This is a genomic window from Dyadobacter arcticus, assembly GCF_011762185.1.
Lineage (GTDB): Bacteria > Bacteroidota > Bacteroidia > Cytophagales > Spirosomataceae > Dyadobacter > Dyadobacter arcticus.
On record NZ_JAASQJ010000002.1, the window covers coordinates 1,304,987 to 1,328,140 of the forward strand.

Genomic DNA, 23,154 nt, shown 5'->3' on the forward strand with positions numbered 1-23,154 from the left:
CGACGTAAAAACCGACAGGCAAATTTCTGTCTCGTTAAGAAAGGAAGAATTGCAAGCTAGGGAGTATATGGTTACATTCGTAATATACCATAACCCGACTTGCTATGACGACCCCACTATTGGTACTGCTGGTACTTGTTGTTTTTACCATACTGATGACCGTAAAAGTCATTCCCCAGCAAACCGCCTATATCATGGAAAGGCTCGGCAAATTTTACGGTGTGCTGCAGCCAGGTATCAATTTCATCATTCCTTTCTTCGACAGGATTGCATACAAATACACGCTCAAAGAAACTGCCATTGATATCCCCGAACAAATCTGTATCACCCGCGACAACGTGCAGGTAAGGATGGACGGGGTTATCTTCATCCAGGTAATCGATCCCAAAAAAGCTGCTTACGGTATTGCTGACTATACTTTTGCGGTAATCCAGCTTGCGCAAACTACCATGCGGAGCGAAATTGGGAAACTGGACCTTGATAAGACTTTTGAAGAAAGGATGACCATCAACCGGGCGGTTGTTGAATCCATCGACGAGGCGGCAATTGGCTGGGGCGTAAAAGTGCTTCGCTACGAGATTAAGAACATTACCCCTCCCCAAAGCGTACTCAATGCAATGGAAAAACAAATGCAGGCCGAGCGCGAGCGCCGGGCGGTAATCCTGCAATCAGATGGAGAAAAACAGGCTGCTATCAATGTAGCCGAAGGACAAAAGCAAAAAGCGGTATTAGAATCAGAAGGTTTGCGTTTAAGGCAAATTAATGAGGCTGAGGGTGAAGCAGCTGCATTAAGATCGGTAGCGGAGGCGACTGCCGAAAGTATCAGGGTGGTCGCTCAGGCTATCCAAATGGACGGCGGGGCAGAAGCTGTTCAGCTTAAAGTGGCAGAAAATTATGTGGAGCAATTTGGCAAACTGGCCAAGGCAGGAAATACCCTGATTATTCCTGCAAATCTGACGGATATGGGTTCCCTGATTGCGACGGCTTTAACTATTATCAAATCCGAACCGAAGAAATAGCATGGACTTGTCCCTACCTCAAATATGGCTGATCGTCGGATTGATAATGCTTTTGGCGGAACTGGCCAGCGTCATGTTAGTCTTTATATTTTTTGCCATCGGAGCATTGCTTACTTCCCTTTTAACAACATTGGGGCTTTTACCCACCACAGAAAGCCAGATCCTCGCCTTCTCTGCCATTTCCCTCATTTCCCTGATGGTGTTGAGAAAGAATGCGAGGAGCCTATTGAGCCGGACTTCCGGCGCTGAGTACCACGAGTTTATTGGAGAAACTGCATTGGTGATTAAAGATATTCCGAATCAGGGCGAGGGAAAGATTTACTATCGAGGTGCCGAATGGAAGGCCATATCCTTGAAGGAAAATTCTATTTCAGCGGGAAGTAAGGTTGTTATTACAAAAGCCGACGGGATCATCCTGACCGTCGAAGAGTCCTGACAATCCTGTCGGCTTCTTGCCAAATCTATTTCTTCAAAGCCTCTTCCACCGCATTCCCAACATTGCCGCTTCCCGGCAGAATATGCAGAAGTGACGCAATGGTCGGCGCAATATCCGACACATAAGTCCTTCGCAAAGTTTCCCCGTGTTTAATCCCCCAACCAAAAATTACGAATGGAACGTGCGTATCGTAGTTATGAGGCGTTCCATGAGAGGTACCTGTGGCTGTCCCGTAAAACCATCCTGGCTGGGACAGGATCTGGATATCTCCACTGCGTTTGGCATTTACGTTGTTTCTGTATAACCCTAGCTGATAAGTATTTAAAGAAGCATTACCCATGTCGGTAAGGTCCAGCACATCTGCTATTCCGGGCACAGTCAATGCAACTTCCCTTACCACGTCGGTGACAGAGGCTACTGACATCTTTTTCTTTTTCAGGATCTCATGATCAAGGTACAGCTGGTTATTGCTGGTGCTGAGGATGTATTTATCTTTTCCAAACGATTCATCCAATGCGCCGACAATTGCTGCATTGAGCTGCCTCCCGCTAATTAAGCCTGCTGCCAGCTTGTGCTCTTTTGCAAATCCAGGTACATCCATTACACCATGATCGGCCGTCAAAAAAACAGTATATTCTCCTTTCCCCACCCAGCTATCCAGGAAATTGAACAAATCAGCAAAATCCCGATCGAGCCGAAGAAAATCATCCTGCTGCTCAATTGCATTTGGGCCAACACGGTGTCCTATCCTGTCGGGTGAAGAAAAACTGATTGCCAGAAAATCGGTCTCCTTGCCTTTTCCCATATTTTCCCCTTTGATCGCTTCAATTGCCATTTCCTTTGTTATCGTGTTACCCCAGGGAGTGTCAGTCACAACACCAAACGGATCACCCGCGGTACCTGCGAGTTCATAAGGAAACACCGGTTTCTTTGCACCCGAAAGTATCCCTTCCCAGGCCACGTCGTCCGGAGAACTTTGCGAATATTTGTCTGCAGGTAATAGCAGTTGCCAGCCTTTTGCGAGATAAGCCGAAGGCATCTTCTTGGCATTATAATCCTTCGCCCATTGGGGCAGGTCATTCATATAATAGGTACTGGTAACCCAATTCCCGGTTTTGGAATCAAACCAATAAGCTGCATTTGCTGAGTGGCCAACGGTCAAAATGGATCCTCTGTCCTTGATCGCAATTCCAATTGTTTTTGATCTGAAATTTGTTGCAATCCGCAATTGGTCTGCCACTGTGCTGGTCAGCATATTTCTGGGTGACATTTTTCCAACCATGGCATTATCGCTGCCTACGGTTTTAACAGTACTGTCTTCTGCGCAATAAATTTCTTTTTTTGAAGCCCGGTCAAACCATTCGTTTCCGACAATTCCATTAATCGCGGGGACCGAGCCGGTATAAACCGAAGCGTGTCCGGGACCAGTGACCGTTAAAGCATAGGGATAATGGTTATTCCTGCAATTGAACCCTTCATTCATCATGCGTTTAAAACCGCCTTCCGTATAAAGATCATAATAGCGGTACAGATAATCATACCGCATCTGGTCGACGACAATGCCGACTACCAGTTTCGGATGGGATAATGTGGAAGGATTGGAAACAGCCTTTTTGGTGGTCTGCGCATTGATTGTATAGGAAACAATCAGGGATAGGAAGAATATTATTTTTTTCACGTGTAAGGGTTTTTTATTTTTTTAATGCCTCCTCAACAGGGTTTCCAACATTGCCGCTTGGCGGAAGAATATGCAAGAGCGCAGAAATGGTTGGTGCAATATCCGCAATGCTGGTGCGGCGTAGAGTTTCACCCTTATTGACCCCCCAGCCGTAAAGCAGGAAAGGAACATGTGTATCGTAATTGTAAGGAGTTCCATGGTCAGTACCCGTTTTATATGTTGCTGCGAACCAACCGGGTTGTACAACGATCTGTAAATCACCACTTCTTTGAGCGTGGACATTGTTTTTGTATAATTCCAATTGATAAGTAGTCAATGCAGCTTTACTCATATTCTTCAAGTTGAACACATCAGCAACCCCGTCCATGGGAAGCAATGCTTCACGAACCACCTGATATGCATCCGCGACACTTACCTTCTTTTCTTTTAGTGATGCTTTGTTAAAATAGATCTGATAGTTCTCAACCGCTGAAATATATTCTGCCTCACCATATGCTTCATTAAGCGCTTTCACAGCGGTCCGGGTCAGTTCCGTCGCGCTCATTAGGCCAGCGGGTAATTTGTGGTCCTGCCAAAAAGCCGGAACATCCATAGCTCCGTGATCTGCTGTAAGAAAAACGGTATAATTTCCTTTTCCCGCCCAGCCATCCAAAAAGGTGAGCAAATCAGCAAAATCTGCATCCAGTTTTAGATAATTGTCTTCCTGTTCAATGGAATTCGGCCCAAACATATGTCCAATGCGGTCAGGCGACGAGAAGCTAACCGCCAAAAAATCTGTATCCGCACCCTTACCCATATTTTCGCCTTTAATTGCAGCGATCGCCATCTCCTTGGTCATAGTGTTTCCCCACGGAGACGTGGTCATTACGCCGAATGCGTCGGATGCTGTCCCAATCAGTTCATGCGGGAAAACAGGCTTTGCAGCTCCTGATAATGTTCCTTCCCAAACTACATCGTCCTTTGTACTTTGTGTGTATTGTTCCAAAGGCAAAGCCGCATTCCATCCGCGACGCATATACTCGGCAGGCATCTTCTTATTGTTATAATCAGAAACCCAGGTTGGCAATGACTCCATATAAAATGTACTGGTCACAAAATTTCCTGTTTTGGAATCGAACCAATAAGCCCCGGAAGCAGCATGTCCGGCTGGTAAAATCGATGCCCGGTCTTTAATCGCCACGCCAACTGTTTTGGAGCGAAAATTAGTCGCAATCCTGAGTTGATCGGTCACGGTACTCACCAGCAAATTTTTTGGGGACATTTTCCCAACGGTCACATTATCACTTCCAACAGTTGCCACGCTGTTATCATCCGTGCAATACACGGTTTTGGCAGTTGCATTGTCGTACCATTCATTGCCGATTATCCCGTTAATGGCTGGGAGCGAACCAGTATAAATCGCGGAATGGCCTGCTGCTGTGACAGTTAATGCATAATGATAATGATTATTGCGGCAATTAAACCCATCATTCATCAACCGCTTCAATCCACCTTCTTTGTATTTGTCGTAATAACGGTATAGGTAGTCGTACCGCATCTGATCAACGACGATTCCTACCACCAATTTGGGCCTCGCGAGTTTGGAAGGGGCGGCCGCGGGTTTATTCTTGGTTTGGGCGTAGGCTATTGGACTGACAAGAAGTATTGCAAATATTAATCGCAGGTATAGCAGTTTCATCAGACGAAGTATGGAGTGGTTAAGGTTTGCGTTGGGATACCGGCAAATATATAGATGTCCTGTTGTTAAAGCAGAAAACCGGTCTGCAATTTGCAACCGGTTTTCCATTTTGAGTTTACCTAAACTTTATTTTTTCTGACTACCTCCTATTTGGGCGGGAGCACCTTCGGCAGGAGCGCCTTTCTTCGCTTTTGCAAAATCCCCAGCCTTGATGATCACCAGTTTATTGTAATCAATGTGCTTATTAAATGCCGCCTTGATCTGTTCCGGGGTAAGTGCTTCAATTTTCTTTTCAAAATCAGCATCCCACTGCATGGTGCGGTTGAGATAAAGGTTATTGGTCAAAGTATTGGCCAGCGATGCATCCTGCGAACGTCCAACCTGCCTGGATTGCAGGTATCCCGATTTGGCAGCTTTCAATTCCTCGGCAGTGAAACCCTCTTTCAATGCCTTATCGATTTCCTCTTTAAATGCAGCTTCCAGCTTCTCAGCATTCTGCGGCGCGTAAATCGCGTAAGACATAAATGTTCCGCTTTTATCCAGCGAGCTCGCCGAGAATTGCGATCCAACTCCATAACTCAATCCCTCTTTTTGACGAATGCGCGTCGCCAAACGTGAATTTAAGAAGCCCCCGCCCAGCATGTAGTTGCCCATGATCAATGCAGGATAATCAGCGTCAGTGTCCTGCAAAGGCATACCCAAACCAGCTACAAACATCGCATTGGCTTTATCTGGTGTTTCCAACGCCTTTGTTTCCGGCTTAACAGCAATGTAAGGAGAGGCTATCCTGGTAAACGGCTTCTCACTTTTCCAGCTACCAAATTCGTCATTCAAAAGCTTTTCGATTGACGCCTTATCAAAGTCTCCGACAACCGTTGCCGAAGCAGCATTAGCACCATAAAAATCTTTATGAAACTGCCTGATCTGATCAATGGTCGCGGCTTTTACACTTTCAACATCTTCATCAAATGTGCCTACATAGCGGATATCGCTTTTTGGATACGGCGTTGTAATCCGACGATATTCGTTGAAAGCAATCGCCTGAGGCTCACTTCGCTGCGACTCGATGCCAGCCAGTTCTTCCTGTTTTAGTTTTTCAAATTCACTTTCATCAAATGCAGGTGTTTTCAGCACTTCTGCAACCAGCTTGATAACTGCTGGCAGATTTTCCTTTGTCGTTTCAATGTTGGCACCTGCCTGATTATTTGCACCGAAGAAACTTACTCTTGCCTTTAATTTGTCAAATTCATCTTTTACCTGCTGGCGCGTCTTTGTTTTTGTGCCTTTGTCCAGCATAGAGCCAGTCAGATCAGAGATTGTCGCTTTGTTCATCAGGCTTTTTTCATCCCCATAACGCAATGTTATCTTGGCCGCAACTACATTACCTCTCGTTGTTTTGGGCAGCAATGCTGTTTCAATCGTATTTGGCTTTTCAATGCGGGTAGTCCGGCCTTCCACATTCATTGGGGAAGGGTCAAAAGCCTCACCTTCTGCTACAACCGCTTCTCCTTTGTAATCTTTCACCAGATCCTGCACATTGGGCGCCTCCGGAATTTCGGCGCGTGAGGGGTTAGCTTCTGGCACAAACGTTCCTAATGTCCTGTTTGAAGGCTTAAAATAATATTGTGCTACCCGAAAAACATCCTCCGGAGTTACCTTGCGAACGTTGTCCCTGAAAAGAAAAGCAAGACGCCAGTCACCCGTTGCAATGGATTCGCTGACGCTTAACCCTACCCTTTCCGCATTGCGAAATTCCAGGTCCCAGTTTTTCAGGATCGTTGTTTTTGCCCTTTCTACATCCTCAGCAGACGGTTTTAGTACAGCAGCCGAATCGAGTGTAGCTGCAAATGCCTGCTTGGCTTCGTCCAGCGATTTCTCTTTTAATACCTCAGCACCAAACAAAACAAATCCAGGATCATATAATTGAAAAGGAAATCCGAAGATGGATGACGCCTTTTTAGTATTTACCAGATTTTTATAAAGTCGTCCGTTTGGCTCAGTGGATAATAACTCTGTCAGTACTTCCATAGCTGGATAATCGGCGTGCGAGCCCGGCATAATATGGTACAATGCAATCAGCATTTGTACGTCGCCTGTTCTTTTCAGTTCAACAAAGCGTTCCCCATCCTGAGTTGGCTCAGAGGTGTACGATTTGGGGAGTATCCGGGTTGGTTTCGGGATTTTACTAAAATATTCATTGACCATCGCCAGTGTCTTGGCCTCATCAATTTTCCCTGCAACAGTTAGCACTGCATTGTCAGGCTGGTAAAATCTCTTATAAAAAGCTTGTAAATTCTCGATGGGTACCTTTTCAATGTCAGAGCGGTTTCCAATGGTCGATTTTCCGTAGTTATGCCATAGATAGGCGCCCGAAATCACACGTTGCATCAACACCCGGAACGGGCTGTTCTCTCCCGATTCAAATTCATTCCGCACCACACTGAATTCACTGTCAAGGTCTTTTTTGGCAATGAATGAATTCACCATCCGGTCCGATTCCAGGTCTAAAGCCCATTTGAGGTTTTCTTCAGTCGCCGTAAACGTCTCGAAATAATTGGTGCGGTCGTTCCCGGTTGAACCGTTCGGGCGCGCGCCATGCGAAGTCAGCTCCTGGGGAATGTCTTTATGCTTTGGAGAGCCTTTAAATACAAGGTGTTCAAGCAAATGCGCCATGCCTGTTTCTCCATATCCTTCATGGCGTGAACCTACCAGGTAAGTCATATTCACGGTGATGGTAGGCTTGGACGGATCGGGAAACATAAGCACTTTCAGGCCATTTTCCAGGTTATACTCCGTTATACCTTCCACGGAAGCGACTTTTGTAACCCCCTTTGGCAACTGCGCCATCGCAGGACCGACGATCAGCCCAGCCAACAGCAGGTTGAATAGCTTCGACTTGTTAAATTTCATGACCATAATCAAGTGGATTATTTTAGATTCTAATTCTTGAAAATAGCGCACAATATCCCATTTACCAATTACTTCATGATAAATGGTCAACAAAACTGCCTGCAACAGACGGGCATTTTGGTATGTAATGGTTCAAACAAGCTATCTTTATTCCGCTTGCAAGCCTTAGATTTTGCTGGAAGCCCCGTTTTAAAATATCATAATTGAATCAATGACACCAGTTCGCTTTTTCGCCCGCGTATTTACCCTTTTACTTTCTGCATTGCTTTGGAACTGTTCAGGAGGTATCCCAATTTCTACCAATACCAAATATCCCATTGAAGTACTTTACGAAAATCAGCTGCTCGAACGGCCTTATTCCGAAATCGGTGTAATTGAGATTAGCAGTGAAGATTCGCTTACTGAAAGACAAACGCAGGATAAACGCATGATGTACAGGGGAAATGATGCCAAAACCAAGGAGTTGTTAACCGCCAGGCTTGTGATCAAAGCACAGAAGATCGGGGCCGATGCGCTGATTAATGTTAAGTACAAGTATTACACCAGTGTCAAAAAAGAAGGGTATATGCTCAGCGGACTTGCCGTAAGGTACCGGGGAGAATAACGCTCCAATCAAACCTAAGACCATGCTTTTTACTGCCAACTTATCCGATATGCCTGTCGAGGCAGAGTCGAGGGTGATCATCCGCTTCCAGGATTGTGATCCGCTGATGCATTTGAATAACAGCAAATATTTCGAATATTTCTTCAATGCCCGCGAGGACCAGGTCTCCAAATTGTACGGTTTTAGTTTCGAGGCCATGTTTCGGGAATTGAAAACCAGCTGGGTCGTTTACCAGCACCAAATCGCTTACGTCAGGCCCGCGCTGATCAGCGAATGGGTGAGGATTACCTCGAGGGTGATTTTTTATAATGACGATACCATGGTTACGGAGTATTTCATGACGAACGATCTCAGGACAGAATTAAAAACAATGCTCTGGACAACTTCCAAGCATATCAGTATCGTCAATGGTAAGAGAGTGCCGCACCCGAAGGAGGTAATGGATTATCTGGGAGCTACTTGTGTGCCAGGTTTAGATTTTCCCAACATGCAGTTCAACGATAGGATCCACACTATTAAATATGCCCTATCGACTGGCTCTAACGCGTAGGATCTTTCTCTGAGATCATCTTCTTGCCTGTCGTATCCTGGCGGGTTGAATCATTTGGAATGATATAGGGAATTTTGACGACAGGTTTTGGCATGGGCATAAACCGGTTGAAGCTGTGCGTAAACTGCATACTTACCCCGCCCGTTGTGAATGTAGTCGGATACAACGAGTTCTGGATATTGCGATTATAAGCCTTCACTTTCACAGAACCGCGGCTGTTTAACCAATATTCCAAAGTCCATTCGCCAAGTAAGCTAGCAGCATTGTAAGCTGTGGCGCCCGTCTGGTTCTGGGTCCCTGACGAAAAACGACCATCTCGCGTTACACGAAAACGATCATTAAGGAAACGGTAGGAAAATCGCAATTGCAGGTTATTCAATGCATTCTGATCCAAAGAAAGACCGGAAACGCCCACTTCAAGACTCTCATTAATACCCGAGGCCCAACGGCTTATCTGGTTGGAAACGAGCTCGCTAATGCTGCTGCCCAGGAAATTCTGACTTCCAACCGTCGCCAAACTACTTTCGGGCAGCAATTGATTCACGACCAGCAAACTGCTCACCTGCCTGCTTAATTCCTGTTCATCCGATTTTAGCTTATTCTGAAAAGCCTCCAATTGGCCTCGGTAAGCACTTAATGAAGGATTATCAATAATTTTGAGGTCATAACGAATCACAGGCGCCATCAGGCCTTCGGACAAACCGATTGTTACCTCCACGGGATATCGCCTGGATAACGCGTCATTGCCTGAACCGGAAGTGGAAGTATTGGGCAAAACGCCCGCCAGTGAAACCATTTGCGTATACCCCGCCTTCACATCAAGCTGCGCATCATATGGGTCACCCGACCAAACAATGCGGCTGCCGGGTTTGATGTTGAATTTTTTGTTAATGACATTCTGCAATGTAAAGTTGTATTCCCCTCGCTCAATTTCGTAGGTTCCCGCCATTGTAAAATCACCCTGCGTATCAATATTCAGGTTCAGGCGGCCGGTACCGTTACCTCTGATAATATCTCCGGTTTGTCTGTCAAAAATAATCTCACAAGTCGCATCGGGAGTGAGGTTGAAATTAAAATCCATTTTGATACCTCCCGCCACCTGGCTTCTGCTCGCTGAGTCGGCCGGATTAATCAATGTACTGTCGACGACCGGCATTTTGCTTACAAACTGAATGTAATCCTGGGTCGCCACTTCCGTCGCGCCGTCCAGAGGAATATATATCTTGGTACCCTTATTACTGGTAACATTCGCCTCAATGTTCAGATTGTCGATCGGACCGAAAACAGCAACTGGGCCGGACACATAAGCGGTACCGTAAAACATGGTATTGTCACGGGTGGTGGTATTTAGTATTTTAAAGTTGCGCAGATCTGCATTAAACCCGAGAGAAAAATATTTAAAACCATCATGAAATACCCCTCCACGCAATGCAGCTGTATTTCCGTCCGCATCGGTCAATAGAATGTTATTTACAGTAATCTCACTTTCTGTAAAATTGATTTTGTCGCTGAATGTAAAAACCGATTGCAGATAGTCAAATCTCATTCGCCCCTTGTCCACCATGATCGAACCTTCCAGTATCGGAGCGTTTACCAGCCCTTTAATCAATACAGTACCCTGCGCTTTTCCGCCGACTTCGGAGATTAACCCTTCCGCAAATGGTTCAAGTGCCTTGAAATCGATCTGGTTGAAAATGGCTTTGAGATTTAAAGTATTGGCAGTCTGTTTTGGACGATAGGAACCAACCAAATTGAATACCCGTCTCGCATTTTTGCTTAGCTGCGCGTCAATTTCCAGTTCGCTCCTTACCTGATCCCAGTCTGCACTTCCGGATAGGTTTCCAAATTCATATGTCGCATATCCTAAACTTTCGACATTAAAACTCGCATCCAGTACCACACTGTTGTAAACATCTTTTACACGCGCCGTACCATCCATGATACCGCTCAGCTGCGTAGTAAAAACCGGGTTTAAGCTACCCAATTTGAAGTTTCTGATATCCAGCAGCAGGCTTTTTTCAGGATTCTCGGAAGCTGTTCCACTGAGGAATATTCTTTGCTTGCCACTTACCAGCCCCAGATTGGACATGGTAACGTTCTTGCCTTCAATAGAAATCAGACTTTCAGAAGGTACCGTCCATTCCTCATCCAGCAAGTACATTTTTGAGTTTTTGAAACCAATATCGAGCCCAGCTGGCAAAAAGCGAATTTCACCAGCCAGATTTGCCCGGTTGGTACTCTTTTCCTGATGAATAGCCCCATTAAAATCAATGTGGTCAATGTCCCAGATTCCTTCCATTTCCAATTTTTCAGTTGGTACCAGCACACTCATTTTTTGCTGTTCGGAAGTAACCAATGCGGAGGCAAGTACCTCAGCGCTGTTGACAAATTTGGAAGTGGTGATATCGATCTCGGACTTGAAAAATTGGTTCGTACCATAACGAAGCGTATCCGAAATCACGTTCAGTGTGAGAACGGCGGTATTATCTATTTTAAAGATGCCTTCCGCTTTTGCGCCCTTTGAAACATAAATATCAGGGCTGAGAAATGCCAGAAACCGCGAAAGATTCCTTGTTTCCAACTGATAATCAATCTGGTATTGTTTTTTCTCAGGCTGAATGGTCTTTTTGGCGTAGTATGCAGCACGGTTTGCTTCATTCTCAAGGAAGTAGAGCTTATATTCTTCAATTACCTGGCTAACATCCTTCCAGGCTTGTGTCGGAAGAAAATTCCCCACCGCCCTTGCGGTCAAGAATTCACTTTTCAATTGCAGAATACGCCTATCCGGTTCCTGGCGGGAAGAAAAAACCAACGTATCAATCACCAGGTTGCGCTCCTTATTGGTCATCAACAAATAAGTGTTGAGCAACTTTGCATCGCCAGTGAGCTCGTCCAATGTATTTCCGGACACATTCACATTCAATTGGGTCCGCAATGTGATCTGGTCTCTCGTAAAGCCCAGCTCTTTCAGGTTAGCTTTCTCGATAAGTCCCTGTAAATTAAATGCATTCTGAGGTTTTGAAAGGTCAAATTCCCCTTCCACACTGACTACAAAATTGCTATCCCTCGCGCTGACATACCCATTGAAATACTGATTCTGCAAATTGCCTTTTAATTTTATGTTGCGATAATCATAATTTCGAAACCCTACCCTTCCTACCGTCGCATTCAGATCCGTAGATGCAAATTGCAGTTCCAGCCCTTTTCCATAGATCTTTCCGTCAAAATCAAGTTTTTGCCAAGTTTCTTCCTCATCCAGGATCTTACCGAGTTCAAATCCTGATGTTTTTACTTCACCAGAATATGTAGTGGTTTTTGGATCCGCAATATGGAAAACCAAGTCACCCGCCAGTTCCCCCATTTGTGACGAAGCAGAGGCATTGACCGCAAAATCTTCTAATGTTCCTTTATATGTGCCATCAATCAGGGTCTGACCGAATTTTGCCAATGTAGGATGCATATCCCACTCGGGATAGTACTGCACAATGTCGGCTGGTTGGATTTTGGAAAGCGAAAGCCGGATGTCCATTTGCACACCCTCAATGTCAGGGAGCCCTTTAAATCCCAAATCACCGACCAGCCTGCTTCCTTTACCAAAATAAAGATCCGTATTGGTTATCATAAAATCGTCAACCTTTCCATTGAAGTCCCCTGATATCTTCCAGGTTTCGTGAAGGTTGTCGACGTAGCTGGAAAACAAACCCAGGTCTCTGGAATCGATATGACTTCCAACTAAATGGCCTTTCATTTGGATCTTGTGATTAAAATCCCCCAGTTCTCCGGATCGGTTATAGTATAAAATAACCTCTTCTTTCAGGCGGGAATGACCTATCCGGGCATCCAGCTCCTTTAATTCCATCTTTTTCTGACAGAATAAAAACCGCGTTTCGAGCTCATGCATTTCCAGGCCGGTTTGCCTGTCGACGGTTTTTAGGTTTTTAGCCAAAAAAGAAATGGTATCTCCCTGAACCAGAAAGTTTTTCAAGTCCCCATTAAGGTGATCCAGTTTGAAATGATAGTAATCGAAAACCCTTGCACCCCTATCCCTCGATTTGCGCGGATCATCATAACTGAATGTTCCGTCGATGACCTTTGATTTACCAATAACAAAAGGGGTATTATTTTCGGGAGCATTTGCAGGGCGGCGCACTTTTGGAGCAGTTAATTCATTGATGCGCGCTATAAATCCATCAATATTCAGATCGCCCGATTTTGGAATGATGGATAGCTTAACATTAGGCTGAAAAACATTGACCTCATCCAGATAAATTTCCTTTGCAGAGTTTTCGATGATGTTTTTAACATTAAGATTCACATCAATCCTGCCCACATCGATCATATCCTTCTGGCTGATATCTTTTACAGAAATACCTTCGAGGGATACGACATCAAACCATTTAATATTGACTTTTTGAATGGTGATTGGATAACCAAGTTTTTCTGAAACGGAGGAAGTGGCCTTTTGAACTGCCCAGGTTTGAACGGATGGAAGCTGAAGCGCGATGGTGGCAATTCCAAGCGCCAGGAGCGCAAAGATGATGACTACAACCAGACCATTGCCAAACGCCTTCAGGAATTTTAACATATATAGCTTCGCAGGGGGATACTGCTTATCTTATTGTTAATGCTTAATTTTGCGAAATCATTCAGTAGTATGAACATTCTCGCCATTGAATCTTCTTGTGACGAAACCTCCGCAGCCGTAATTACAAACGGCAAAATCGGCTCTAATGTTGTTGCTACTCAGCTCATCCACGCCCAGTACGGAGGCGTCGTTCCTGAACTTGCATCGCGCGCTCACCAGCAACATATTTTACCAGTTGTGGATAAAGCATTGAATGATGCAAAAGTAGCGAAAAAAGACCTGGATGCCATTGCTTTCACTAGAGGGCCGGGTTTATTGGGTGCGTTACTGGTGGGTACATCGTTTGCAAAATCAATGGCGCTTGGGTTGAATATTCCGTTGATTGAGATCAATCATATGCAGGCCCACGTCCTCGCGCACTTCATCGATGACCCCAAACCAGCGTTCCCTTTCCTTTGCCTAACCGTCAGTGGCGGACATACCCAAATCGTGAAGGTTAGCGGGCCATTAGAAATGGAAATAATCGGCGAAACCAAGGATGATGCTGTGGGTGAAGCATTTGACAAAACAGCCAAGCTTTTGGACTTACCTTACCCCGGCGGGCCACTTATTGATAGACACGCGGCAAATGGTAACCCGCTTGCCTACCCGTTTCCCTTACCCGAAATGCCCGGACTGGATTTTTCTTTCAGCGGGATTAAGACTTCCTTTTTATATTTTCTTCAAAAGCAAGTGCAACTGGAGCCTGAATTTGTTGCTCAAAATCTGGACGATATATGTGCGAGCATTCAATATACCCTCATTGATATCCTGCTCAAAAAACTGAAAAAAGCGGCCAGAGAAATAGGTATCAGAGAAATTGCAATTGCAGGCGGCGTTTCCGCAAACTCTGGATTGCGGAGATCTATCAAAGAGTTGGGTGAAAAACTGGATTGGCACGTGTACATTCCTGCTTTTGAATATTGTACAGATAATGCGGCCATGATCGCCATTGCAGCACATTACAAATTTCTTCAAAATGATTTTTGCGATCAGACTGTCAGTCCGATGGCAAGAATGGAGTTTTAACATAAGTATCTGACCGCCGATATATGAGACAACTTTCCTTTTGTTTGTTCTTTCTTTGCCTGACCAATGCAGAGTTGGCTGCGGGACAGACTCCAAAAAGCCTGAGGAACGACATTACCATACGCCCTTTTTTTAAAATTGACTTTACCGATACGCAGACCAGGATCATTTACGATGCCTCGGACAAATCTTTTTATACCATAGCCTGGAATGGCGAATTGTTCCATTTGATTCCGGAAGCATCCGGCAGTTATACGCTTCAAAGATTAGCCTCCGCAGACGACCACCAAATCAACTATTTACAAGGATTGGCATTGCATGAAGGCACGATTTATCTGGTCGGCAATGTGGTGATCCAGCAAGGTGTGTCGGGTTATGGCAAGGCTGTGAAAGCCAAAATAACTTCGGGCAAAATGATTTGGACGGAAGTTTTCAAAACGGCTGAGCACGCCTCTTCGAAAACCCTTTTCGATCATGCATTCAGTGCCATTTGTTTTTCTCCGGATGGCAAGGATATGTTTATTGCAAGCGGTTCCCGGACGGATCATGGCGAAGTGAAGGATAATGAAGGCCTTTACCCGAATTTGCGAGAGATCGCATTGACGAGCACTATTTTCAAAATCCCTGCGACTACTGAGAAACTTTTGCTACCCGACGATTCTGCTGCGCTGGCACCTTACGTGTATGTCAGGGGCGTGAGGAATGCTTTCAGCCTTGCATTTGCGGCAAACGGTGATTTGTTTAGTGTTGAGAATTCGGGAGACCGTGATGATCCCGAGGAGATGAACTGGATTAGGCAGGGTGCACATTATGGTTTTCCGTGGGAAATGGGCGGAAATGATACGCCTATGCAGTTTACGGGATATAAGGCGGAAGAAGACAAGCTTATCAATCATGCCTACTCTGCCTACCAGATCGGTGCTTTTCATGATGACAAAAATTTTCCTCAAAAACCAAAAAACCTAACATTCCGCAAACCCATCCAAAACGCCGGGCCGGATGCGGATAAATACCGGGACTCGGCCACAGGCAAAGTGATGGATGCCAGCGATAATGGAAAAACCATCAGCACATTTACCGGCCATCGTTCACCATTAGGCCTGGTGTTCGATACCAAATCAGGGTTTGGCGGGGAGTATACAGGTAAAGGTTTTGTCGTAAATTTTCAGGCTGGCTCCGAATCTTATGGACCTATGCAGGATCCAGGACAAGATTTGGTGATGCTGGACTTGAAAAAGAATGCGGCGGGCGACGATTACACGCTTAATGCGCATAGCCTTGTTACGAATTTCAAGGATCCCACGGATGCGCATATTGTCGGCAACAAATTATATGTATTGGAAGGACAAGGTCAGATCTGGGAGCTAACATTTCCGAAAGAGGTAGTCACAGCTGTTTCGCCAGCAACAAAAGGTCAATTCAAAGCTTATCCCAATCCTAGCCAGGGCAGAATGGTGATTGAAGGCCCAGTAAATCAGGAATCCGTTGAAATATCCGTGACGGATATCTTGGGAAGACAATTGATCAAAGAAACTAAAAAGGCTGTAAATGGTAAAACGGAGCTGGATGTTTCTTCCCTCGGTGGGGGTATTTACATGCTTAAAATAGAATCGCAGTCGCAACTGATGACCACCAAATTTCTTGTCAATCCATGAGGCCATTTGTCATTTCACTGACCTTTCTAATTCTTTTGGCGTGTCTTTCGTGCAGCGACAAACCCGATCCTATTAACATTCCTGACCCTGATCCTCTAACCGAATTAACGGGGTTTGCACCGCTGACGGGTGGAAAAGGAACATTAATTACTATTCAAGGAAAGAACTTTGGCACTTCTTCTAATGATATCTCTTTAAAAATAAACGGTCTGCCTGCAACTATAAAATCTGTAAAGGATACGGAGATTACCGCCGTGGTTCCGGACAAATGCGGATTAGGTGCATTGACATTATCGGTAAAGGGAAAGGATTTTACTTCATCGGAAAAATTCAGATACATCTACAAAGCAACGACCAGCAGCTTCACAGGGGGTAGAAAGGGATACGCAGATGGCCCAGCAGATTCTGTAAAATTTGAAGGCCCATATAAAATCGTTTTTGACGGAAAACAAACCTTTTACCTCACCGACCAGGGCAATTGCATGGTCAGGAAGATAGAACAGAACGGTACTGCATCAACCATTGTCGGCGCGCCACACGCCGGTTTCAAAGATGGAAAAGGCGACCAGGCACTTATGAAATTCCCGATCGGAATTGAATTGGCTGCTGATGGAACCATATATGTAGCTGATCATCAGAACAATGCAATACGAAAATTAGCGACGGATGGCACATTGACCACATTAACAGGTGACCCTGACCGGGAAGGTCTTTTGGATGGAGATTTAAAAACCGCAAGATTTAAAAGGCCTTACGGCGTATTATTGGATAAAGGTGGTATCCTATGGATCTGTGATACGGAAAACGCGGTCATCCGGAAAATATCTTCAGACGGCCAGGTTACCACTTTCGCGGGGAGTACGCCTGGGTATGCCGATGGAAAACTGCGGGAAGCAAAATTCTATTTTCCCGCTCACATGACATTTGATGAAGCCGGGAACATTTACATTGCAGATAAACATAATCACTGCATCCGTAAAATAAGTGCCAATGGCATTGTGAGCACATTTGCGGGTAAACCGGAACAAAACGGCTTTAAAGATGGTACTTCAAAAGACGCAATGTTTAATCAGCCCAGCAATGTTCAGATTGATAAGGTGGGGAATTTATATGTCACAGATTTATACAATCATTGCATCAGACTGATTTATCCCGACGGAATGGTAACCACACTAGCCGGTCAGCCAGGAACCTTTGGTTACGCCGAAGGAACCGGCCCGGAAGCCAAATTCTACCATCCGCAAGGCAGCACTTTTGACAATGACGGCCATCTGTTTGTGACTGATTCTTTTAACAATCGCGTTAGAAAACTAATTATTGAGTGATAAAATAGCGCTCTATGCTACTTTCAGAAATTTGGATATATCCTATAAAGTCGCTTGGCGGGATTAGGCTTAACGAAGCTTTAACCGAGGAAAAAGGTTTGCAATACGACCGCCGGTGGTTGATTATAGACGAAAACGATCGGTTCGTGACCCAGCGATTTTTCACTAAAATGGCATTGATCGATGTGGCTTTGCTGGAAGATAGTCTGAAAATCTCAAACCGCCTGGAACCAGGAAACGAAGTTCTGGTGCCATTTGAGCCCATCACAACAAAACCAGTTATGGTCACCATTTGGAACGATGCAGTTGAGGCAGTTACGGTCAGCGATGAGGTGGATCGATGGTTAAGCAGGGAACTCGGCCAGGACTTGCGCCTGGTGATGATGCCGCAAACATCCATCCGTTTGGTGGATACAAAATACGCCAAGAATGATGAATTCGTGAGTTTCGCAGACGGATATCCTTATCTGATTATTTCCCAGGCATCATTGGACAACCTGAATTCCCGCCTGGCAGAACCCATTACCATGACCCGTTTTCGCCCGAATTTTGTGATCACGGGCACAATGCCTTTTGAAGAAGATCAATGGAAAAAAATCACTATCGGGGACTTGCACTTTGAAATCCTAAAACCCTGCGCCCGCTGCGTTTTGACAACAATTAATCCTGAAACTGCTGAAAAGGGTGTGGAACCACTAAAAACCCTAGCAACCTTCCGGAAGGTAAATAACAAAATACTCTTCGGCCAAAACGTTGTTGCAAGGGATTTCGGGGTAGTGAAAGAAGGTGATTTGCTTAAAGTTTTGGATTAAGTCTGCGCCTCTGATTCCGTGGTTCCGCTGGTTTGGAATGGGCTTTTCATGATTCCTCTTTCCGAATTGCGGATAAAGTTGATTACCTCATCTCTTTCATTGGAAGGTGGCAATTCCAATTCTATTTTCTGTAATGCCTCAGCGTTATTAAGCCCGCGCATATAGATATAACGGTAAATATTCTGAATTTCTACAATTTTCTCATTGCTGTAACCCCTGCGCCTTAAACCTACCGAATTGATCCCGACATAGGAAATCGGTTCGCGGGCAGCTTTGGTAAAAGGAGGAACGTCTTTCCGGATCAATGTTGCCCCGGAAACAAACGCGTGAGGCCCGATCTTGACAAATTGGTGTACCGCACTCAATGCACTGATAATAGCCCAATCGCCCACATGGACATGACCGGCCATTTGCACGTTATTCCCGATGATGCAGCTGTTTCCTACGCGACAATCGTGCGCTACGTGGGCATAGGCCATTATCAGACAATCCGAACCGATGACAGTTTTCCAATGCTCTTCCGTGCCTCTGCTGATCGTCGCATACTCCCTGATCGTGGTATTATCGCCAATGATGGTTAGCGTATACTCATTATTGTATTTTAAATCCTGTGGGGTGGACGAAATGACTGCGCCTGGAAAAATCCGACAGTTTTTTCCGATCCTTGCGCCGGAATTAATCACTGCATGCGATCCTATCCAGGTACCCTCGCCAATTTCAACATCGGAATGTATCATTGCGAATGGTTCAATTTCTACATTCGGAGCGATCTTAGCGCTTGAATGAACGTAAGCTAACGATTGAGTCATTTTTTCTTTACGAGGCTTGCTATCATATCCGCTTCACACACGAGTTGACCGGCAACATACCCCCGGCCGCTCATTTTTACAATTCCTCTTTTCATTGGAGATGTAAATTCACATTTAAAAATCACCGTGTCCCCTGGGAAAACATTCCTCCTGAAACGGCAGGCATCGATACCAATCAGATATGGCCAGTAATTATCGGGATCAGGAACGCTGGTCAATACCAGGATACCGCCTGTTTGTGCCATCGCTTCCAGTTGCAAAACGCCCGGCATAACAGGGTTACCAGGAAAATGCCCAAGGAAAAACTGCTCGTTAATGGTTACGTTTTTCACTCCTACCACACTGTTTTCGTCCAATGCAATGATCTTATCAATCATCTGGAAAGGATAACGGTGCGCAAGCAATTGACCAATCTGATTAATATCAAAAACTGGTGCTTTATTGGGATCGTATTGTGGGATATCGCCTTTTCCTGACTTGATCAGCTTTTTGATTTTCTTAGCCAAAGCCACATTTGCGGCGTGTCCGGGCCTTGCTGCAAGGATTTGTGCTTTGATGGGACGTCCGATCAGGGCGAGGTCACCAACAAGGTCCAGCAATTTGTGCCTTGCCATCTCATTGGGATAATGCAGATCTACATTATTCAATATCCCTTTAGATTTGTTGACACTTACTTTCGGTTTATTCAAAAGCTGGGAAAGATGATCCAGTTCTCCATCCTGAACTTCTCTGTCCACAATCACAATGGCATTGGTAAGGTCTCCACCTTTGATGAGGTTTTGTCCGTATAATGCTTCCAGCTCGTGGAGGAAAACGAATGTCCGGCAGCGCGCGATATCGTCTTTAAATAAGGTTATATCATTAAGGGAAGCATGCTGGCTGCTAATCACGGTGGAATTATAATCCACCATTACCGTCATCCTGTAATCGGAAAGTGGAAGGGCTACCAGTTCGGTATCCTTTTCTTTATTGATATAATGTACGTATTCCGGAACTTCGAAATAGTTACGATAGGCATTTTGTTCTTCTATTCCTGCATCCAGAAGGGCATCCACGAAATTGATAGAGCTGCCATCCATGATTGGGGGTTCAGGACCATCAAGTTGGATCAGCACATTGTCAATCTGCAATCCTACAAGGGCAGCCAGCGTGTGTTCAACTGTGTGCACTCTGGCGCCGTTCTGTTCAATAGTTGTACCGCGGGAAAGATCTACTACATTATCAACATCAGCATCTACGATAGGTTGGCCTGGTAAATCGATTCGTTGAAATTTGTATCCGTGATTGGCCGCAGCAGGAACAAAAGTCATTGTTGCAATTACTCCTGTATGTAAACCAACTCCCGTTACGGATACTGACTTGGAAATGGTTTGTTGTTTTTCGTTCATTATAAAATCCTTTTCTAGGTAAAGGCGCGTTGGGTGCTGTCGGTCTTATTACTGAAAGTCAGAGGTTTCCTGCTTACTTTCGAGATCTTTCAGCCTGTCTTCCATTTCTGGAAGCCTTCTTGTGAGGGCCATGGATCGCAAATGTTCGTTAAGGTCTCTTGCCGGCGAGCCTGATAGGGAAAGGCCTTCTTTTTTAATGGATTTCCCCAATCCGCTTTGTGCCCCGATCTTCGTATTGTTTGCAACGGTGATATGCCCTGTAATTCCAACCTGGCCCGCAATAATGCATTGCTCGCCAATGGTAGTTGACCCTGAGATACCCGACTGTGCCGCAATAACGGTATTTTTTCCAATCTCTACATTATGTGCTATTTGTACAAGATTGTCAATTTTAACACCTTGCCGGATAATGGTTGAGCCCATTGTAGCGCAGTCGATGGAGGAATTGGATCCAATGCTTACATCGTCTTCAATAATCACATTACCAAGCTGCGGGATGGTTTTGTAAGTGCCGTCAGACTGAGGGGCAAACCCAAATCCGTCACTTCCTATGACAGTATTTGCAAAAATGGAGCAATTCTTACCTATGACCGTGTTGTCATAAATTCTGGCGCCGGGATGAATAATGGAATAATCGCCAATTGTCACATTGTCGCCGATGTAAACGTGCGGATATACTTTTACATCGTCTCCGATCAGGCAGTTTTTACCTATATAAGAAAAGGCACCGCGGTAGCAATCCTCTCCGATCTGACTATTTTCACCTATAAAACTGGGCTGCTCAATGCCAGATTTATTATTAGACATGCGTTTTTGGTATTCCTCCAATAAGATAGTGAAAGCAGTGTAGGCGTTGTCAACGTAGATGAGGGTAGCAGATATTTCCTTTTTTGGAGCAAAATCCCTGCTAACAATTACCGCAGAAGATTGTGTTGAGTAGATAAAGGGCTCGTATTTACTATTGGCCAAAAAAGATATACAACCCGGTCGCCCTTCTTCAATTTTAGCAGCCGAATTAATTGTTATTTTGTCATCTCCAACAATGGTTCCATCAAGCATTTGAGCAATCTCGCTGACAGTAAATTTCATATTTTTTGGCTAATGTATTTCGGGAATGTTGTGTAATTTCTTTAAACTTCCTTTCTTGATAAGGTGCTGACTAACCACGCAAAGATACATTTTTAGCCCAACATACATAGTACTTGCGCACAATCTTAGTCAGTGCCTCGATGGTCGGAATGTCGGAAGCATCAGCAATATCTACCAGGTTTCCATTCTTCATTTTGACCCGGATAGGATCCTGTTCTTTCGCATAAGCCCAGTTAATTGTCTCCCCTGTCACAAGGAAATATGTCAAATGCTCCTCTGTAAGCCCGGAAGCAATCAAGCGTTCACGGAATGGATTGAGTATATCCTCGCCCGGAGGATTATTATAAAACACTATTTTAAACAAGTTCCTATCGAGCAGCATGGTGCATAAACTGGCAAGAACCGGATCACTGTGCGACGCCCAACCCTTCACAGAAGCCCATACGTCGTTATCGTCCAAAGCGTTGAAAGATTGGAGTAAGTCCGGCTGATTATCAAAGTCGGTTAACGTGAATTTCGTGTGAAGAAAAAGGGTAAAAGCGGGCGTAGCAAATAGTTCGTGCCCACTCAATGTTAGTTCTCTGGCACGATGAAGGATTTGGGTCAGCATAGCCTGGGCACAAAGCAAGGTCTTATGCAGGTACACCTGCCAATACATCAGCCTGCGCGCGTGCAGGAAATTTTCAATACTCAGCAGTCCCTTTTCTTCCACAACCAATTGATCATTACTTATATCCAGCATTTTGATAAGCCGATCCGCGCCAATTGAACCTTCGATAACCCCTGTATAAAAACTGTCCCGGTTTAGATAATCCATCCGGTCCATATCAAGCTGGCTGGAAATCATCTGGTGAAAGAATCTTCGTGGATAAGTGCCTTCGAACATTTGGATGGCCATATCCAGCCGTCCATTCAATTGTCGGTTGAGATCCTTCATCATCACGAGGGTGATCGCCTCATGTTCGACACCTGGCATGACCACGCTTTCAAGCACATGTGAAAACGGGCCGTGGCCCAAGTCGTGTAAAAGAATTGCTGCCTGGGCTGCTTCAAATTCGGTTTCGCAGATGAGGTGCCCTTTTTCCTGTAAAACTTTCAGTGCCAATCCCATCAAATGCATGGCACCCAAAGCGTGATGGAAACGGGTATGCAGTGCGCCTGGATAAACAACATCCGCCAAACCAAGCTGCTTGATCCTCCTTAAACGCTGGAAATAAGGGTGATCAACAAGATCATAAAGTAAGTCAGAAGATATCGAGATAAATCCGTAGACGGGATCGTTGATTATTTTCCTTTTATTCAAAGCGCATTTTTTTGGTAAAAGTAATAAAACTAGCAACGGACAAAAGAAGTTATTCTTATTGCAATGGTTTGGAGATTTCGTCTGATTGACTAATTTTGCACTCCAAACTACGTTTGGAGTCGGGCCTATAGCTCATTCGGTTAGAGCAACTGACTCATAATCAGTAGGTGCCTGGTTCGATTCCAGGTGGGCCCACTTGGAAATCAAGGACTTAGCTTCAAAAGCTAAGTCCTTTTTCTTTTGGT

At 45.0% G+C, this 23,154-nt stretch carries 16 protein-coding genes and 1 tRNA gene; 9 read left to right on the forward strand and 8 right to left on the reverse strand.

Annotation, left to right across the window (positions count from 1 at the left end; genetic code table 11):
* The first annotated feature begins 104 nt into the window (after nucleotides 1-104).
* Nucleotides 105-1,019 carry an SPFH domain-containing protein gene (locus FHS68_RS13385; RefSeq protein ID WP_167270785.1) on the forward strand — a complete coding sequence of 305 codons (915 nt, stop codon included), beginning with the start codon at nucleotides 105-107 and terminating at the stop codon, nucleotides 1,017-1,019.
* Nucleotide 1,020: 1 nt separating this feature from the next.
* A complete protein-coding gene (locus FHS68_RS13390) occupies nucleotides 1,021-1,455 on the forward strand; it encodes an NfeD family protein (protein ID WP_167270787.1) in 435 nt (144 codons plus the stop codon).
* Nucleotides 1,456-1,480: 25 nt separating this feature from the next.
* On the opposite strand, the gene pafA (FHS68_RS13395) is transcribed toward FHS68_RS13390, so the two are convergent.
* The 3 genes from pafA (FHS68_RS13395) to FHS68_RS13405 all read right to left on the reverse strand — a co-directional run bounded on the left by pafA (FHS68_RS13395) (nucleotide 1,481) and on the right by FHS68_RS13405 (nucleotide 7,721).
* Nucleotides 1,481-3,133 (reverse strand): alkaline phosphatase PafA, encoded by a 1,653-nt coding sequence (pafA, locus tag FHS68_RS13395; protein ID WP_374757509.1) that lies wholly within the window; start codon nucleotides 3,131-3,133, stop codon nucleotides 1,481-1,483.
* A gap of 13 nt (nucleotides 3,134-3,146) precedes the next feature.
* Nucleotides 3,147-4,811: an alkaline phosphatase PafA gene (gene pafA, locus FHS68_RS13400; RefSeq protein ID WP_167270968.1), complete on the reverse strand. Its 1,665-nt coding sequence runs from the start codon at nucleotides 4,809-4,811 to the stop codon at nucleotides 3,147-3,149.
* A gap of 126 nt (nucleotides 4,812-4,937) precedes the next feature.
* Nucleotides 4,938-7,721: a M16 family metallopeptidase gene (locus FHS68_RS13405; RefSeq protein ID WP_374757510.1), complete on the reverse strand. Its 2,784-nt coding sequence runs from the start codon at nucleotides 7,719-7,721 to the stop codon at nucleotides 4,938-4,940.
* A 211-nt stretch (nucleotides 7,722-7,932) separates the two neighbouring features.
* Between FHS68_RS13405 and FHS68_RS13410 the strand changes: the two genes are divergently transcribed.
* Both FHS68_RS13410 and FHS68_RS13415 read left to right on the forward strand, forming a co-directional pair.
* The gene (locus tag FHS68_RS13410; protein WP_167270791.1) at nucleotides 7,933-8,325 is read left to right on the forward strand and encodes a hypothetical protein; all 393 of its coding nucleotides are present in this window, start codon (nucleotides 7,933-7,935) and stop codon (nucleotides 8,323-8,325) included.
* Between the two features lie 22 nt (nucleotides 8,326-8,347).
* Nucleotides 8,348-8,875, forward strand: a complete 528-nt coding sequence (locus FHS68_RS13415) for an acyl-CoA thioesterase (RefSeq protein ID WP_167270792.1) — start codon at nucleotides 8,348-8,350, stop codon at nucleotides 8,873-8,875.
* Here the strand turns inward: FHS68_RS13415 and FHS68_RS13420 are convergent.
* Nucleotides 8,865-13,460: a translocation/assembly module TamB domain-containing protein gene (locus FHS68_RS13420; protein WP_167270794.1), complete on the reverse strand. Its 4,596-nt coding sequence runs from the start codon at nucleotides 13,458-13,460 to the stop codon at nucleotides 8,865-8,867. The two genes, FHS68_RS13415 and FHS68_RS13420, sit on opposite strands and share 11 nt — an antisense overlap.
* A gap of 69 nt (nucleotides 13,461-13,529) precedes the next feature.
* On the opposite strand from FHS68_RS13420, the gene tsaD reads away from it, so the two are divergent.
* Genes tsaD through FHS68_RS13440 form a run of 4 tightly spaced genes read left to right on the forward strand, consistent with a single transcriptional unit; the run spans nucleotide 13,530 to nucleotide 18,320 of the window.
* Nucleotides 13,530-14,528, forward strand: coding sequence for a tRNA (adenosine(37)-N6)-threonylcarbamoyltransferase complex transferase subunit TsaD (gene tsaD, locus FHS68_RS13425; RefSeq protein WP_167270796.1), 999 nt, complete (start codon nucleotides 13,530-13,532; stop codon nucleotides 14,526-14,528).
* A gap of 23 nt (nucleotides 14,529-14,551) precedes the next feature.
* A complete protein-coding gene (locus FHS68_RS13430; protein WP_167270798.1) occupies nucleotides 14,552-16,183 on the forward strand; it encodes a T9SS type A sorting domain-containing protein in 1,632 nt (543 codons plus the stop codon).
* Nucleotides 16,180-17,508 carry an IPT/TIG domain-containing protein gene (locus tag FHS68_RS13435; protein WP_167270800.1) on the forward strand — a complete coding sequence of 443 codons (1,329 nt, stop codon included), beginning with the start codon at nucleotides 16,180-16,182 and terminating at the stop codon, nucleotides 17,506-17,508. The genes FHS68_RS13430 and FHS68_RS13435 overlap by 4 nt, the downstream gene beginning before the upstream one ends.
* A 14-nt stretch (nucleotides 17,509-17,522) precedes the next feature.
* A complete protein-coding gene (locus tag FHS68_RS13440) occupies nucleotides 17,523-18,320 on the forward strand; it encodes an MOSC domain-containing protein (protein ID WP_167270802.1) in 798 nt (265 codons plus the stop codon).
* Here FHS68_RS13440 and lpxA read toward each other — a convergent pair.
* The 4 genes from lpxA to FHS68_RS13460 all read right to left on the reverse strand — a co-directional run bounded on the left by lpxA (nucleotide 18,317) and on the right by FHS68_RS13460 (nucleotide 22,909).
* On the reverse strand, nucleotides 18,317-19,129 hold the full coding sequence (gene lpxA, locus FHS68_RS13445) for an acyl-ACP--UDP-N-acetylglucosamine O-acyltransferase (protein WP_167270805.1): 813 nt from the start codon (nucleotides 19,127-19,129) through the stop codon (nucleotides 18,317-18,319). The two genes, FHS68_RS13440 and lpxA, sit on opposite strands and share 4 nt — an antisense overlap.
* On the reverse strand, nucleotides 19,126-20,517 hold the full coding sequence (locus FHS68_RS13450) for a bifunctional UDP-3-O-[3-hydroxymyristoyl] N-acetylglucosamine deacetylase/3-hydroxyacyl-ACP dehydratase (RefSeq protein ID WP_167270807.1): 1,392 nt from the start codon (nucleotides 20,515-20,517) through the stop codon (nucleotides 19,126-19,128). The genes lpxA and FHS68_RS13450 overlap by 4 nt, the downstream gene beginning before the upstream one ends.
* A gap of 48 nt (nucleotides 20,518-20,565) precedes the next feature.
* Nucleotides 20,566-21,606: a UDP-3-O-(3-hydroxymyristoyl)glucosamine N-acyltransferase gene (lpxD, locus tag FHS68_RS13455; RefSeq protein WP_167270809.1), complete on the reverse strand. Its 1,041-nt coding sequence runs from the start codon at nucleotides 21,604-21,606 to the stop codon at nucleotides 20,566-20,568.
* 70 nt (nucleotides 21,607-21,676) lie between these two features.
* Nucleotides 21,677-22,909, reverse strand: coding sequence for an HD domain-containing protein (locus tag FHS68_RS13460; RefSeq protein ID WP_167270811.1), 1,233 nt, complete (start codon nucleotides 22,907-22,909; stop codon nucleotides 21,677-21,679).
* Nucleotides 22,910-23,030: 121 nt separating this feature from the next.
* Between FHS68_RS13460 and FHS68_RS13465 the strand changes: the two genes are divergently transcribed.
* Nucleotides 23,031-23,104, forward strand: a tRNA-Ile gene (locus tag FHS68_RS13465).
* Nucleotides 23,105-23,154 lie beyond the last annotated feature (50 nt).